This is a genomic window from Chthoniobacterales bacterium (assembly GCA_039930045.1).
Lineage (GTDB): Bacteria > Verrucomicrobiota > Verrucomicrobiia > Chthoniobacterales > DASVRZ01 > DASVRZ01.
This window is the reverse complement of record JBDSQB010000016.1, coordinates 143,559-159,415: the sequence shown is the minus strand read 5'-3', so window position 1 is coordinate 159,415 and position 15,857 is coordinate 143,559. Positions and strand designations below refer to the sequence as shown.

At 59.0% G+C, this 15,857-nt stretch carries 12 protein-coding genes; 7 read left to right on the top strand and 5 right to left on the bottom strand.

Annotated features, from left to right (window positions below; translation table 11 throughout):
• The first annotated feature begins 28 nt into the window (after positions 1-28).
• Together ABIT76_12235 and ABIT76_12230 are read left to right on the top strand one after the other, a co-directional pair.
• The gene (locus ABIT76_12235; protein ID MEO7933917.1) at positions 29-1,519 is read left to right on the top strand and encodes an MBOAT family O-acyltransferase; all 1,491 of its coding nucleotides are present in this window, start codon (positions 29-31) and stop codon (positions 1,517-1,519) included.
• On the top strand, positions 1,519-2,526 hold the full coding sequence (locus tag ABIT76_12230) for a hypothetical protein (protein ID MEO7933916.1): 1,008 nt from the start codon (positions 1,519-1,521) through the stop codon (positions 2,524-2,526). The genes ABIT76_12235 and ABIT76_12230 overlap by 1 nt, the downstream gene beginning before the upstream one ends.
• Here the strand turns inward: ABIT76_12230 and ABIT76_12225 are convergent.
• Positions 2,486-4,051: an NAD(P)/FAD-dependent oxidoreductase gene (locus ABIT76_12225; GenBank protein ID MEO7933915.1), complete on the bottom strand. Its 1,566-nt coding sequence runs from the start codon at positions 4,049-4,051 to the stop codon at positions 2,486-2,488. The two genes, ABIT76_12230 and ABIT76_12225, sit on opposite strands and share 41 nt — an antisense overlap.
• A gap of 88 nt (positions 4,052-4,139) precedes the next feature.
• On the opposite strand from ABIT76_12225, the gene ABIT76_12220 reads away from it, so the two are divergent.
• On the top strand, positions 4,140-5,411 hold the full coding sequence (locus ABIT76_12220; protein MEO7933914.1) for an NAD(P)/FAD-dependent oxidoreductase: 1,272 nt from the start codon (positions 4,140-4,142) through the stop codon (positions 5,409-5,411).
• Here ABIT76_12220 and ABIT76_12215 read toward each other — a convergent pair.
• On the bottom strand, positions 5,408-6,679 hold the full coding sequence (locus tag ABIT76_12215; GenBank protein ID MEO7933913.1) for a DUF1501 domain-containing protein: 1,272 nt from the start codon (positions 6,677-6,679) through the stop codon (positions 5,408-5,410). The genes ABIT76_12220 and ABIT76_12215 overlap by 4 nt on opposite strands.
• A 12-nt stretch (positions 6,680-6,691) precedes the next feature.
• Positions 6,692-8,101 (bottom strand): DUF1800 domain-containing protein, encoded by a 1,410-nt coding sequence (locus ABIT76_12210; GenBank protein ID MEO7933912.1) that lies wholly within the window; start codon positions 8,099-8,101, stop codon positions 6,692-6,694.
• 98 nt (positions 8,102-8,199) lie between these two features.
• On the opposite strand from ABIT76_12210, the gene ABIT76_12205 reads away from it, so the two are divergent.
• Both ABIT76_12205 and ABIT76_12200 read left to right on the top strand, forming a co-directional pair.
• Entirely contained in the window at positions 8,200-9,588 is a 1,389-nt protein-coding gene (locus tag ABIT76_12205; protein MEO7933911.1) for an MBL fold metallo-hydrolase, read from the top strand.
• A 5-nt stretch (positions 9,589-9,593) separates the two neighbouring features.
• On the top strand, positions 9,594-10,067 hold the full coding sequence (locus ABIT76_12200; GenBank protein MEO7933910.1) for a CYTH domain-containing protein: 474 nt from the start codon (positions 9,594-9,596) through the stop codon (positions 10,065-10,067).
• A 6-nt stretch (positions 10,068-10,073) separates the two neighbouring features.
• Here ABIT76_12200 and ABIT76_12195 read toward each other — a convergent pair whose 3' ends face one another.
• On the bottom strand, positions 10,074-10,898 hold the full coding sequence (locus ABIT76_12195; protein ID MEO7933909.1) for a histidinol-phosphatase HisJ family protein: 825 nt from the start codon (positions 10,896-10,898) through the stop codon (positions 10,074-10,076).
• A gap of 189 nt (positions 10,899-11,087) precedes the next feature.
• Complete coding sequence (gene ilvD / locus ABIT76_12190; GenBank protein MEO7933908.1) at positions 11,088-12,809, bottom strand: dihydroxy-acid dehydratase; 1,722 nt, start codon at positions 12,807-12,809, stop codon at positions 11,088-11,090.
• A 135-nt stretch (positions 12,810-12,944) separates the two neighbouring features.
• Between ilvD and ABIT76_12185 the strand changes: the two genes are divergently transcribed.
• Together ABIT76_12185 and lysA are read left to right on the top strand one after the other, a co-directional pair.
• Positions 12,945-14,408, top strand: a complete 1,464-nt coding sequence (locus ABIT76_12185; protein ID MEO7933907.1) for a hypothetical protein — start codon at positions 12,945-12,947, stop codon at positions 14,406-14,408.
• Positions 14,409-14,554: 146 nt separating this feature from the next.
• Positions 14,555-15,841, top strand: coding sequence for a diaminopimelate decarboxylase (lysA, locus tag ABIT76_12180; GenBank protein MEO7933906.1), 1,287 nt, complete (start codon positions 14,555-14,557; stop codon positions 15,839-15,841).
• The last annotated feature ends 16 nt before the right edge of the window (positions 15,842-15,857 follow it).

The following is a 15,857-nucleotide window of genomic DNA, read 5'->3' as shown; positions in this document are numbered from 1 at the left end:
CGCAAAACTGCTCTTAGATAGAAGTCCCATGCTATTCGTCGAGCTGCGCTTCTTCATTTTTTTTCTGCTGATCTTCGGGGTCTATTGGTCGCTGCGGGGAAACACGGCGCGCAAGGTCTGGCTGCTGGTCTGCAGCTACGTTTTTTACTCCGCGTTTTTCATCGGAGTTGGAGTCTTCTCTGGGGAACCGCTCCCGGCGGGCTGGTGGTTTCCCTTCATGCTCCTCGCCTCAACCGCGATGGATTACGTCGTCGGGATCAAGGTTCAGGATAACGATGAAACTCGCGTCCGGAAGGCATGGATGCTGGTCAGCTTGGTGATCAATATTGGCGTCCTCGTTTACTTTAAATACATGGGATTTTTCCTCGAATCCGCAGTCGATTTTACCCGCTGGATCGGGTTGCCGGCCTCGGCCAGCACGTTGAAAATCATCCTCCCGGTCGGGATCAGTTTCTACACGTTCCAGTCGATGAGTTACACCATCGAGGTCTATAGGCGGCACCGGGATGCCGAGCGGAATCTGCTCAACCTGGCGACTTTCATTTCATTCTTCCCGCAGTTGGTCGCGGGTCCGATCGTGCGGGCGAACGACTTTCTGCCGCAACTCCAGACGAAGCGCCGCTGGGCCGATGTCGATGTGCGCGGCGCGCTGGTTTTGTTTCTGGTCGGCTTCGTAAAAAAAGCCTGCGTCTCCGACAGCGTCGCGCCGTTTGTGGATCAATATTTTGGCAATCCACACGCCTACACGGGCTTGAGCGCGATCATCGCGGTGCTGCTCTATGCGGTGCAGATTTACTGCGATTTCTCGGGCTACACCGACATGGCGATCGCGATCGCGCGGCTGCTCGGCTATGAGCTGACGAAGAATTTCGATTTCCCGTATTTTGCGGCGAGTTCCACGGAATTCTGGCGGCGCTGGCACATCAGTCTTTCCACCTGGCTGCGCGATTACCTCTACATTTCGCTCGGCGGAAATCGCGGCACGAAGGCGTTCATTTACCGAAATCTGATGCTCACGATGATCCTCGGCGGCCTCTGGCACGGCGCGCGCTGGACGTTCGTGATCTGGGGAACGCTGCACGGTCTCGCGCTCGTTCTGCACCGCGAATGGGACCGGCTGACATTGCAATGGAAGTCGATCCGGCAGACGCTGCCCTGGCGGATTTTTGCGACATTGCTGACGTTCTATTTCGTCTGCGTCTGCTGGATTTTCTTCCGCGCCGCCGATCTCACCAAGCCCATGACTGGAGCCGACTTTGAGCGCGCTTTCCACACCTTGCGCGGCTTCATGGGAATGGAACTCCACTCACCCAAAAAGGCGAAGTCGCTCGACGTCCGCTTGCTCTACGTTTTCGCCGGGCTCGCTTTTATTCACTGGCTGAATTTCCGCCGCGTTTTCTCGACTTGGTGGCGCAAGGGACCCGACGCCGCCTTTGCCCTCGGCCTCGGCGCAACGGCAGCGGTGGTGATCCTTTTCATTCCGGTGAAGTATGCGCCGTTCATCTATTTTCAATTCTGATGCGCTCCCTAAATTCCATTCTTTGCGTGCTGCTTTTCCTCGCCGGCCTGGTCGGAACCGCACTCTTCATTGGACGCAAACTCCCCTCTCCCTACGTCGTGTCGGTCTCCGAAAAAATCCGATGGCTGCAGAAACATGGCGACCAATACGACACGCTTTTCATCGGCTCCAGCCGGGTCAACCGCCACATCCGCGCGGACCTTTTCGATGAAGCGATGGCGGCGGCGGGACATCCCACGCGTTCCTTTAATCTTGGCGTCAACGGCATGTGCGCGCCCGAGGACACCTACGTGCTGGAGGCGGCTCTCGCTAAAAGGAAAAAGCCGCTCAAAAATGTCGTGGTCGAGTACAGCGCCATTCCCATCGAGTCGGCTTCGGATCGCGGCGCAGAAACCATTCGCAAGAGCTACTGGCTCGATCCGAAACGTTTCCAGTCCGTGATGCGGCGCTTGTGGACGCTCACTCCCCGGGAGATCGCCGTGAGCAATCGCTGGGATTCGTTTACCTACGCCACGCGCCGGTTTGTTTCCCGTGAGTTGAACCTGGGTCGTGGCTTGAAAATCGTGCAGGCCCGCTTTGAAAAGTCGCCGAAATCCCTCAAGCAAACCTTCCAAGGCGAGTGGCAGGGCTACGAGGTTCTCAGACAAAAACCGCTCGCTTCATCGCAATGGAAGATTTTCCAGGAGCGCGTGGCTGATCTCGCCCAAACTCCTGCCACCTCCGATTACGGCTCTTCGGCGGACTTGCGCGAGCTGGCAGAAAAACGCCGCCTGATCGAGTCCTTCGGCGGCCGGATGATCGTTTACATTCCGCCCCTGGCCTACCGGCGCAACTACGCGCCCGATCCGAAGTTGATGGGCGATGTGCCAGTCATGGATTTCTCAAACCCCAAGCTTTATCCAGACTTTTACGACCGGAAACTGTTGGCCGACATCAACCACTTCAACGACACCGGAGCCGAGCTGTTTACGAAGGAGTTTGCGCAACAGTTTCTGCTGCTGAAATAGGCATCGGGTCCTCGCCGCCCCAACTGCGCCAGCCTTCGCGGACTTCCAGCGCGGCCCATTTGACTAACATCGGAATGAAAGTCAGCATGTTGCCGCGGTTCAGCTTGAAGCCGGGGATCAGAAACCGATTCAGCCGGTTCATTTTTCCGAGCCGTCCTTCCTTGCGGCGGAGGCGGGCGATCTTCGCAAAACGCCGGTTGTAAGTGCTCATCAAGGCCGAAAAAATCCTCCCGCTCGGTGGTGAAAACGGCGGCGCAAAGAGAGCCGTCTCGCCCCGGTTAAACGGCCCCTCGACCACGCCCCAATAGTAAAGGCTGAGGTCCATGTTAAAGGCCATGCTCATCAGGTCGTATTCGGCCATGTACTCGTATTTGTCCTTGTAGAGCGACGTGAACCAGCGGCGGTGACTCACCGAAAAATCGCGGTTGTAACGCTCGTAAGTCTCCGCCGTGTTCATGCCTTTGCGCTGCTCCGTGATCAGGTTCGCCGCGCTGCTGCTGGTGAAGGCGACCCAGTCCATTCCGGGACTGTAAAAGGGATCCATGAACGCCGCCGCGTCTCCAACCAGCACAAACCCATCGCCGCAAAAAGTCGTGCTGTAATACGCCAGATTCCGCCGCCAATGCTGGTCTTCCTCGTTGTATTCCGCGTGCTCCAGCATCTCTTTGCCGACGGGATGTTTCATGAGAAACGTCTTCAGCCGGTCGCCGATTTTTCCGCCCTCGCTGGGGAAGTCCACCAGCCGCTGGTCAAACACGATTCCCACGCTCACGTCGCCGCCTTTCAGCGGAATCCACCAGCTCCACCAGCCGTCGCCGATGGCGTGATTCGTCGCCGTGTTGCGCATTCCGTAAACGGCCTTCGACCACTCGGGAAATTTCAGCGCCAGCTCGCGGCTGTCCCAATCCTTCACCCCTTTCCAGCGCGCCCACGCCGCCGCTGTCGGATGCTCCGTGTTCGATTTCCACCAACCTTCTTTCCGCGCCAAAACTGCGGCCACACCCGAGGCATCGACGATCCAGCGAGTGGTCACCATTTGAGTTTGATCCTTATGGCGGACCTCCATCGTCTGCTCGCCACCGGGCTGGAGCTGCACTTTCGAGACCATCGCCGGACGCACAATCACCGCCCCGGCCTCACCCGCGCGGCGCAGCACTTCCTCGTCAAACGCGGCGCGATCCAACTGAAACGAGGGAATCCGCGAGAGATATTTCGCGCCCAGTTCGCTGGCCTCGCCGAGCGACTCCACCTCGTCATTGGCAAACCAGAAACGCAGACCCTGTTTCACCAGATGATTCTCGTTCAGGTATTGCGTCATCCCGAGCACGCGGCAGAAAAAATACCCGCTCACCTCCACCGTCGCCTCGCCCACGCGGCGGGAGAGTTTCTCCGATTTCTCCACGATCAGGACGCGAATCCCCGGATTGTGCCGCAGGAGGAGCGTCGCCGTGGCCCCGCCGGACAGAGCGCCGCCGATGACGACGACATCGTAATTCGCTGTCTCGGGAAATGTTTCAAAATTCATCGGTGTCATCATTCACAATTTCTTTCCGATGACAATACGACTCAAACCGACTTGCGGATAAATGGAGAATCCAGCAAAGTTCCCGGCCATGCCAGTTACATCCGATTCAGACGAAAAATGGGACGTTATCGTCATTGGCGGCGGCCCGGCAGGCTCGACCGCGGCGACGACTTTGGCCCAGGCCGGACGCCGCGTGCTCGTGCTGGAGAAGGCGAAATTTCCCCGCTTCCATGTCGGCGAATCGCTCCTGCCCTACAACCGCCGCATCTTCGAGGATCTCGGTGTCTGGGAGAAAATCGCCGCCGCTGGTTTCACCAAAAAACGCGCCGCGCAATTCGTCATGGGCAACGGAACGCGCCGCAACCGGCTGGATTTTTCCAAGGGCTCATTCACGAAATATCCCGAGGCCGTGCAGGTCGAGCGCGCGAAGTTCGACGACATCCTTCTGCACCATTCGCGCGAGGCCGGAGCTGTCGTCCGCGAGGAAAGTATCGTGCTCGAGCATCGCGTGGAAAAGGACCGTGTCGTCATCCGCTACCGCAGCGCCGATGCCATTGAGCACGAGGTCACCGCGCCTTATCTGATCGACGCCAGCGGCCTGACTAACTTTACCGCCAATCGCGAGTCGCTGCGTGAGTACTATGCAACTCACAAAAAGCTCGCCATCTTCAGTCATTTCGCCGGCCTCGACATGCCGGACGGCGAGGAAGCGGGCGACATTCTTATCGTGCGCCGCGAGGCCTCCTGGTGCTGGCTGATTCCACTGGCTCCTAACAAAACCAGCGTCGGCCTCGTGATCGATGCCGCCGACTTCAAGGCGCTCGGAAAAACGCCGCAGGAAGTCTTCGACGACGCGGTCGCCAGTACCCCGGCCGTCGAGAGGCATTTCAAAAATGCGGAAATGCTGGAACCGCTCCACGTCATCACGGATTTTTCCTACAAAAACGAAACGCTCGTCTCGCCGCGCGTGGTGCGCGTGGGCGATTCCTCGGGCTTCATCGATCCGATGTTTTCCAGCGGAGTTTTGCTGGCCATGACCAGCGCCCAGCAAGGTGCGCGGGCCGTGAATTCCGCACTCAAAACGGGTCAGGCACTCACCTCCGAAATGAAGCGTTACGAAAAGGACAATCGCAAGCGCATCGCGATCTACTGGGAGTTCATCGAGAACTTCTACAAGCTCCATTTCGCCCAGATATTTTTCCAGCCTTACAATCGCTGGCGGATGGTTTGCTCCATCAACGCCGTACTGGCTGGCTGCACCGATTTATCGTTCGCAGTCTGGTGGCGGCTGCGCGTTTTTTTCTTCCTCGCCTGGCTGAACAAACACATCCCGCTCGTGAAGCGGATCAAGGTTAGCTAGGCTTTCACGAAGTCCTGCATGGCGAATTTTCCCTGGAGAACTTTGCGCGAATCCGTCTTCAGCCATTTGTCCAAAACTGTCGCGTAAATCGAACGGAAGTCGGTCGTGTATTTCAAATCGCCGTGGTCGAGATCGGTCAGGCTTGGCGCTTTTCCATGCACGCCGGGAGCAATCGCGCCACCGGTGAGGAACATCGGCGCGGCCGTTCCGTGATCGGTGCCGCCGCTGGCATTTTCCGCAACGCGGCGGCCAAACTCGGAGAAGGTTAGCAACATCACGCGCTGATAATTTCCCTGGCGCTGCATCTCGCGAACAAAGGCCGTGATGGAACTGGAAAGCGTGCCCATCAGTCGCTCGTGGGTTGGCTGCTGATTGTTGTGCGTGTCGAATCCGCCCAGACTCAAATAGTAAACGCGCGTCGGCAATTCGCCGGCGATGAGGCGCGAGATCGTGCTGAATTGCTGGCCCAGCTCGTTGTTAGGAAAACCCAATGGAGCGGGGATTTTCTGGAGAATGGCGCTGATTTTTTTGTTGCTCATTTTTCCATCGAGGCTGGTGCGCTTGAGGTAATCGAGCGGACTCAGCTTCGAGCGCGATCCGCCTCCTAACATATCAATGGAACTCCCGCCTGCCTCCATCTCCTCCTCTTCGCCCTTGTCATTCAGCCTACGATTATTAGTCGGCAGGCAGATGCCCGTCGGAGTCGCGGCGGTGAAGGCTTGCGGCATCTCGTTCGACAGACTCACGCCGACGGTCGGATCGCAACCCTGGCAGGCGTTGTCGAAGTAGCGCCCGAGCCAGCCGTGTTTCTCGCTGATGTTAGCATCGGAGGCCGTCTGCCAGATTTCCGTGGAGCGAAAGTGGGAGCGATTCGGATTCGGATAACCAACGCCTTGGATCGTGGTTAGAAGTCCCTCGTCGTGGAGCGTTTTCAGTCCAGTTAGATTCGGATGAAGCCCGAGATGATCGTCGAGACGGAGAATTTTTTCGGGTGCAACTCCGATGTGTGGACGGACGCGATGATAGTTGTCGTCGGAGTAAGGAATGAGCGTGTTGAGTCCGTCGTTACCGCCGGCGAGCTGGAGCACGACGAGAATGGGAGAATCCTTGCCCGTGAGCGCCTGGGTAAGAGTCGGCGCGGCGTTCTCCAATGCGCCAAAAGTCTGGTCCAGAAAAATCGGGAGCGTCCACGTGGCGGCGGCACCGAGCCCGAGCCGCGTGAGAAACTGACGGCGCGATTGCAGGGAAAAGTTGGAGTCGTTGTTCATGGGCTGGAGAGGTTAGACGAGTTGGAATTCGGGGAGTCGCATGACTTTGGCCAGCGCCTCTTTGACGGCGGTTCGCGAGAGTGGCTTGGAATATTTCTCCGCGTCGGCGATGAGATCGGCGCGGGTGGATTGGTCGATCGGGGCGTCGAGCAGGCGGAAGGTAAATCCGTCGATCAGCTTCACGCAGTCGTTCAGCATTTCGTCGGTGACGAGTTTTTCCAGAGGCAGATTTCCGGCGAAACCGCGTTGTTTTTCGACAGTGCCAACGCCAGCGAGGGAGTCGGTGAATTGGATGCGACTCGCCAGCGTGGCGGTGTTGATCCAGGAGCGGTTGCCGTCCCAGCCCTTCACATTCGGCGGCGCCAGCAACATCTGGCCGAGGCTGCGCATGATGAATTGCAGGGCAAAGCTTGGAGGTGGGTTGCATTCCAATGTGCGGCAGGTTTGCGCGATGAGTTGCACGGGGCTTTTGATCTGGGTCGCCATGGCTTTGTCGCGGTAAAACGCCTTTGAGCCAAACATCTCCATGAGCACCGGGCGGATCTCGTAGTTTGCCTGCCGCAGCGTGTGAGCGAGCGAGCCGATCAACACGGGTTCGGGCTCCTCGTAAGCGTAAAAGGTCCAGAGCTTGGTGCAGATAAACTCGGCGCAGGCGGGCTGCTCGAAGATGATGTCGATGATGTCGTCGCCGCTGAAGCGGCCTTTTTTTCCCATGAATACTTTGTCGCTGTCGTCGTGCTGCTGCTCGATGTAGTCGAACTTCGCCTGCCGCAGACGCGTGCGATAACCGGTGAAAGCACGGGCGGAATTTTTGATGTCATCCTCGCTGTAATGCCCGATCCCGAGGGTGAAAAGTTCCATCAGCTCGCGGGCGAAATTTTCATTCGGGGCGCCGTTGCGGCTCTGTTGCAAGTCGAGCCAGACCACCATCGCCGGGTCGCAAGAAATCGCTTTGACCAGGTCGCGAAAATTGCCAAAGGCGAACTTCCGCAAAAGCTGATTCTGCTGCCACATCACGGCGGCGCTTTTGACTTTCTGCACGCTCGTCGCGAAGTGGCCGTGCCAGAATAGGGTCGCCTTCTCGAGGACGGCGGAAGGCGGATTGACCATTTGCCCGATCCACCAGCCGCGAATTTTTTCGAGGTCCAACCGATTCTGCTGCTGGATCTGGCGTTTCAGTGTCTCGCGCTCTTGAGGCGTCATTGTAAGAACATCGGCACGCGGAGTGGCCTCCGGTTCCGCGCTGGCGAGTTGCAACTCCGGTCCCGGCGGCGGTGGAACGAACAACGCCGCGATCGCCCTTGCTCGTCCCAGTTTCCAAGTGGATTCGACTTCCAGTGGAGTCGCGCCGAAGCCCGCCCGGCCCAGCAAATGCGCGGCGGCATCGCGGGTCCAACTGGCGGCATCGGCTGGAGGAAGCATGACTCTTTTAACTCACTTCCACGGGAATAGTTGCGCAGGATTCGCCCTTTACAATTTCCCTCGTCGGCTCTCCAGTAACCGCCAGAAAACTCCCTATTTTGACCGACTCCATTTCCCTCACCAATCTCACGCGCCGCACCGAGATTGGGGCCAACTCCTACTACCTGCAACTCGGCGGGAAAAACATCGTGCTCGACTGCGGGATGCATCCCAAGGAGGAGGGTTTGCAGGCCGCGCCCCAACTCAACCTCGTCAAAGGCGAGCACATCGACGCGATCATCGTCACCCACGCGCACCAGGATCACATCGGCACTTTGCCCGTGCTCATGCGGCAGCATCCGCAGAGCCGCGTCTTTATGACCTACGCCACGAGCCGACTGGGCGAGGCGATGCTGCATAATTCGGTGAACGTGATGACCCGCCAGCGCGAGGAACTCGGCACGGTCGATTTCCCGCTTTTCACTCACCGCGAACTCGATGGAATGGTGGGCCGCTGGGACTACATGCCGCTGAACCAGACCTTCGGCATCGACGGGGAACGCCGCCATCGGGATGACGAAGATTTCACCGCCGAGCTGATCGATGCAGGGCACATTCTCGGCTCCACCGGTGTGATGTTGCGAGGAGGCGGTAAGACGGTTTTCTACACGGGCGATGTGAATTTCCGCAACCAGACCCTTAGTCAGGCGGCCAAATTTCCCGAGGAAGCGATCGACGTTCTCATCATCGAAACGACTCGTGGCGACAACCCGACTCCCGCCACACTCACGCGCGACTCCGAGGAGAAACGCTTCGTCGCCGCGATCAAGGACGCCTTCGCTCGGGGCGGCTCGATCCTCATTCCCGTCTTCGCGATTGGCAAAACGCAGGAGGTGCTCACCCTCATTTACGAGATGAAACGCGACGGCGATCTCGCCCAGGCGACTCCCATTTATATCGGCGGCTTGAGCGCGAAAATGACGATGATCCACGACGAACTCTCCCGTGCCACGCCGCGCGCGTACCAGGGTTTGCAGCTCCTCGACATCGTCGCGCCCTACGTTCTCGGTGGCAAGGAAGCCCAGCACGCGTCGCCCGGCCATGGGAAAATCTTCGCCATTTCCAGCGGCATGATGACCGAGAAAACGCTCTCGAATGTCTTCGCCCGGAAGTTTCTCGAGGATGAAAAACATTCCGTCTTCTTCGTCGGCTACGCAGCGCCCGACTCACCCGGCGGCGTTCTGCGCAGCGCGGCCAAGGGCAGCCAGGTCGTGCTCGACCGGAGCCAGCCGCCGCTCACTCTCAACGCCACGGTGGAGAGATTCGACTTCAGCGCCCACGCCAACCGCGAGGATTTGCTCGACTACATTTTGCGGGTCAACGCCTCCACCACCGTGCTCGTCCACGGCGACGTGGCTGCCATCGAGTGGTTCCGCTCGCAACTCGCCGAGCGCGCCCCGGCCATGCGCGTAATCGTTCCGCCGCCGGGCGAAAAGATCGCGCTCTAAGTCCCATGGGAGTCGAGATCGAACGCAAGTTTCTCGTCCGCGACGACTCCTGGCGCGCGTTTTTAACCCAACCCGGACGCCGCCTGCGCCAAGGTTATCTGGTCAACGGCCCGCCCGCCACCGTGCGCGTCCGCATTGCCGACGTGGAGGCTTGGCTCACGATCAAAGGCCCCGTGATTGGCCTCAGCCGCGCCGAATTTGAATACACCATCCCGCTTTCCGACGCCGAGGAAATGCTCGCCACGCGCTGTGCGAATCCGATCATCGAGAAAATCCGCCATCGCATTCCTCACGGCGAACTCGTGATCGAACTCGACGAATTTCTCGGAGCGAACGCGGGCCTCCTCATTGCCGAAGTCGAGCTTCCGTCGGAGCAAACCCCGTTCACTCCCCCACCCTGGCTTGGCGCGGAAGTCTCCACCGATTTCCGCTACCACAACTCGCAACTTTCAAAGCGCCCTTACTCGACCTGGGCCTGAGTCGGCTCAAACTCGTTCCAAGCTTGCGAGGGCGTCCGCGATGGGGATTTCCTGGCGCTGGCGATTGAGAAATAGGCTCACGTTTTTATATCCGGCGCTTTGTAACATGCGAAGGGCGAGCGGGTAATCGGCCCCGACGCGTTGGGGTTGATGGGCGTCGGCTCCGAGGACGACAGGGATGCCGCGCTTCTGCATTTCGGCGAGAATCTCGGGTCCGGGATTCATCTCGGGCAGGGCTTTGTGCAGGCCGGAAGTGTTGAGTTCCATCGCAATGCCGGTGGCGGCGATGCGGTCGAGGGCGCGCTGGAGGTCGGGAAAGATGCGACTTAAATTCCACTCGTGCGGGGCTTGGTTTTTGACGAGATCTGGATGCGAGAGTGTGTCGAAGAGGCCGGTCTCGGCAGCGAGGGCGAGGTGGTGAAAGTAGGTTTGCTGATACTCGAAGGCGCTGCCGGTGTCGTAGCGGGTGCGGTATTCCTTCACCTGGGTGTGCACGGAGCCGAGGACGTGATGGAAGTCCGCTCTTTTTAAGAGAATGGCGACATCAGCTTCGAGGCCGGGGGCGTAGTCGCATTCGAGTCCGAGTAGAACGTCCACGCGTCCGTCCCAGGCAGCGCGGGCGTGGGCGACGAGGGCGATGTATTCGTCAAATTGATCGGGTCGCATCCGCACGTGGGCGGAGTAGCCATTCGGGATGGGGTTGTGGCAGGTAACGATAATGCCGCGCAGGTTTTTTCGCTCGGCTTCGGCGGCGTATTCCTCCGGTTCGCCGACCGCGTGCCGGCACAACGGGGTGTGCAGGTGGCTTTCGTAAAGGAGCGGCTCGGGCATGGGGTGGTGAAATTAGCAGAATGTGGATGGGACGCGAGTTTTGGGAGTGCTTCGGGAGCGCACGCGTCTCGCGTGTATCCAGCGGGCGTCCCGCCTAGTGGCTTTCGCAGGCGCTAACCGTGGCATAGCTCGCCGAAGAAGCTTTTCGGCGAGACGCCAAAAAGTGCACGCGAGACGCGTGCGCTCCCGTCAGAGGTCCAAATCAGTGACGGCTCCGAGGCTAGCGGTGCTGACCATTTTTTGATATTTGGCGAGCACGCCCTTGGTGTAACGGCGCGCGGGCGGGGTCCAGTGGGAGCGGCGTTCGGCCAGAATTTCGTCGGAAACGTGGACGTTGATCTCGCGGGTCTCGGCGTCAATCGTGATCTCGTCGCCGTTCTGGATGAGGGCAATGTTGCCGCCGAGATAGGCTTCGGGGGTAACGTGGCCAACGACGAAACCGTGGCTGCCGCCGGAGAAACGTCCATCGGTCATGAGGGCGACGGTTTTGCCGAGGCCGCGGCCCATGACGGCGGAAGTGGGCCCTAGCATTTCGCGCATCCCGGGGCCGCCTTTGGGGCCTTCGTAGCGGATGACGATCACATCGCCCGCGACGACGGTGCCGTCGAGAATGCGGTGCATGGCGGCTTCTTCACTCTCGAAAACACGGGCCGTGCCGGTGAATTGCAGGCCCTCTTTTCCGGAAATTTTCGCGACCGCGCCCTGGGTGGCGAGGTTGCCGTAGAGAATAACGAGGTGGCTGTCCTTTTTGATCGGATTGTCGATGGCGCGGATGATTTCCTGTCCAGCCGGATACGGGGCGACGCTGGCGAGGTTTTCGGCAACCGTTTTGCCGGTGACTGTCATGCAACTCCCATGGAGAAGTCCGGCGTCGAGCAGTTGTTTCATGAGCGGGGTGATGCCGCCGATTTCGACGAGCTGCGACATGAGAAACTTGCCGCTCGGCTTGAGGTCGGCGAGAACGGGAACGCGTTTGCCGATCTCGGTGAAGTCGTCGATTTTCAGCGCCACGCCCGCCGAATGTGCCATGGCGAGGAGGTGCATGACGGCGTTGGTCGAGCCGCCGAGCGCGATGACGACCGTGATGGCGTTTTCAAAAGCCTCGCGGGTCATGATGTCGAGGGGGCGGATGTTTTCCTTCAGTAAATGCAGAACTGCCGCGCCAGCATTCGAGGCGTCGGCCATTTTCGCGGGAGAAATGGCGGCTTGCGCAGAGCTGTTGGGCAGGCTCATGCCGAGTGCCTCGATGGCGCAGGCCATGGTGTTGGCAGTGTACATGCCGCCGCAGGAACCGGCTCCGGGAATGGCATTCGACTCAATCTCATGCAACTCGTCGCGGGAGATTTTCCCATTGGCGTGCGCACCGACCGCCTCGAAAACGGAGACGACATCGAGCAGGCGCTCGGTTTTTTGACCCGCCAGAATCCCAGTCAGACAGCCGGGCAAAATCGTGCCGCCATAGACGAAGACGGCGGGCCGGTTGAGCCGCGCGGTGGCCATGATGCAGGCGGGCATGTTTTTGTCGCAGCCGCCGATGGCGACCAAGCCGTCGAAGCCTTCGCAGCCGGTAACGGTCTCAATGGAATCAGCGATGACCTCGCGGGAAACGAGCGAATATTTCATCCCCTCGGTGCCCATGGAGATGCCGTCGGAAATGGTGATGGTATTAAAAATGACCGATTTTCCGCCTGCCGCATCGACGCCTTTGCCTGCCTCAATGGCGAGCTTGTCGATGTGCATGTTGCACGGCGTGACCATGCTCCAGGTGGAAGCAATACCGATCTGGGACTTGGCAAAATCCTCTTTTTTAAACCCGACCGCGTAAAGCATGGCGCGGGACGGGGCGCGCTCGTCACCGTCGAGAACGAGGGAGGAATGGAGACGTTGGGCGTTGGGAATGGTGTCGGACATGGGGAGTTAGATTTAAATCGCGCGCCTCACCAAGGCAAACGCGAATTCACCGGATGAAGTAACCAGCCGCGTGCCAGCCGGGAGTGCGACAAAGATGGACAAGGACACGCCGTTTCGCCTTTCTTGAGTCAGATCATGACGAAAAAGAAGCTGCTCATACGAATCCTCGTCGGGTGCATGGCAGCATTGGTTTTGTTGATCGTTTTTCCAGCTCTGGGCATTGAGTGGTATGGAGCCCGCCAGTGGGAAAAAGCGGAGGCGAACCTGCGTGCCAGAGGGGAGCCGGTCACCTTGCAGGAAATCATCCCGCCGCCGATTTCAGATGCGGAAAACTTCGCTCTCAGCCCGTTTCTGACGGGCATATTCGCCGACAGCGGCACGCCGGAATTTATCACAGCGAAGGCGCGCACCGAGGCTTGGGCGCTTCCCAGCAAGACGCTGCCGCCACCGAAGATGAATGTGAAAAGCGAGGAGCCATTCGACGCTGCGGCCTGGCAAAAATACGTCCACGCCTCGCCCGAGTTTCAACTTGCCCCGGCTTACGGCGCACCGCTGGCCGACATCCGGCAGGCCATTATCAATCTGGGCGCTCCCCTGGACGAAGTCGCCCGCGACTTGCGCGAGCAGCCTCGCATGAGGGCGCCCGTCAAATACGAGCGCACCTTCGCCATGAGCCTTCCGCACCTTACTGTGTTGGACAAGCTCAGCGCCCTCTACTCTCTACGGGCCATCACAAGCATTCGCTTGGGAAACAGCGGGGACTCATTGCAAGATATTCAAACCATCCTCCTTCTCGCCCGAGCCTCGGAGCCAAGTCAGACACTGATCGGGCATTTGGTAGCTTCGACCATTGAAGCCAAGGCTGCGACAGCCATCCGTGAGGGCTTGGCCACCCATGTATGGAACGATGCGCAACTGCAAGAACTGGCCGCAGAAATAAGCACCTGCCAGCCGCTTGCCCAGATAACCAGTGCACTCGGCAAGGAGCGGGCGGCCTTTTTCCATTTCAGCCGCCAATTAGGGTCCGACCCAGCTCGGACGCTTGGCGAATTAGACCCCACCTCCATGCTCAAGTTAACTGGCGCGAATCGCATTCCCAAGGGCATCTGGCTCGCAGACAGAGCTTATTACTCGCAGTATATGCAACAGATGATGGATGGAGTGCTCGATACGGCTCGCGGTCGAGTCCATGTGGCGAAAGCCCATGAACTGGAGGCTAGATTTAAAGAAGAAGACACCTTTCCCCAGCGCATGCTTCACCTGCTGTCATCTATCTCTCTGCCTGTTTTTAGTACATTGCAGGTCGGTGCAGCCGAGACGACGGCCCGGCTCAACTCCGCCCAAGTCGCCATCGCTCTCGAACGCTGCCGTCTGGTTCACCAGTCCTGGCCCACTCAACTCGCAGCCTTGCAGCCCGGTTTTCTTCCCCAGATTCCGTTGGACCCGATCGATGGACAGCCGCTCCGTTATCGCTTGGAGCCGGATGGCCGCTACCGCATCTGGTCCATTGGCTGGAATGAGAAAGACGACGACGGCGTAGCCGATAAAGCGAGGGAAAAAGGGGATTGGGTCTGGGTGAGCCTGCCACTTCCTCAGTAACCGGCGTGCTTCAAAAGCGGCTGCGAACGCATGTAGCAGACACCGTCGGTTAACAAATCGAGACTTGCGACTCTTGGGCGATGGCTCTCAAACTCACCTTTTTCGATTGAGTCCGGCTTCTTTCTGCCCAAGATGAGCGTTCCTTTATGCACTCATTTCAATATCAAAACGGGCGGCTCCGCTGTGAGGATGTCGATCTCGAAACGCTCGCCAATCAACATGGAACTCCGCTCTATGTTTATAGCTCGGCCACGATTCTGGACCATTACCGGCGGCTGGATCGGGCGATGGCGGAGTTGGATCATCAGATTTGTTACGCGGTCAAAGCCAACTCGAATCTGGCCGTATTGAACCTTCTCGCGAAGGAAGGTTGCAGCTTCGACATCGTCTCGGGCGGCGAACTTTTCCGCGTCCTGAAAGCGGGCGGCGCGGCCTCGAAATGCACCTTTGCCGGCGTGGGAAAAACCACCGAGGAGATCGAGCAGGGCCTGCGCGAGGGCATTCACAGTTTCAATGTCGAATCCGAGGCCGAGCTGCTGCGGATTAACGAAGTCGCCCAGCGCCTGAACTTGCGCGCGCCGGTGGCGATCCGGGTGAACCCAAACGTGGAGGCGGGCACGCACAAATACATTTCCACGGGCAAGAGCGACAATAAGTTTGGCATCGGTATTGATCGGATTCGCGACGTGTACGCGGCGGCTGCGAAGTTGCCGCATCTGCATTTGCGCGGCGTTCAGATGCACATCGGCTCGCAGATTACGAAGAGCGCGCCGTTTGCCAATGCGGTGACGAAGATGCTCCCGCTGGTGGCCGACTTGAAGCGCGATCATGGGATCGAGTTTTTTAGCATCGGCGGCGGGCTGGGGATTGTTTACCACGATTCCATCGGGGCCGGTCAGGAGGCGTGGTGGAAGCAGGAGGAATCGCCCGCGATCACGATTGAGGAGTATGCGCAATCGGTGGTGCCGCTCTTGAAGAACCTGGGCGTGAAAATTCTCTTCGAGCCCGGTCGCCTGATCGTGGGCAACGCCGGCGTGCTGCTAACGCGGGTGCATTATGTGAAGCAGGCGGAGAGTAAGAAATTTGTGATCGTCGATGCGGGCATGAACGACCTCATTCGCCCAGCGCTCTACCAGGGTTTCCACGAAGTCGTGCCGGTGCGGAAGGCGGAGGACGTGATCACGGAGCGCATCGATCTGGTGGGCCCCGTCTGCGAGAGCGGCGATTTCTTTGCGCAAGATCGCGATGTAAGTCCGCTCACGCAGGACGCTGTGGTGGCGCTGATGAGTGCCGGCGCGTATGGATTTGCCATGGCGTCGAACTACAATTCGCGTCCGCGCCCGGCGGAAATCTTGGTGACCCGCGACAAGGCCAGCGTGGTCCGCCGCCGCGAAACTTGGGATGAATTGATCGCGGGCGAGACTACCGACTAACCCCCCTGGCATCTGA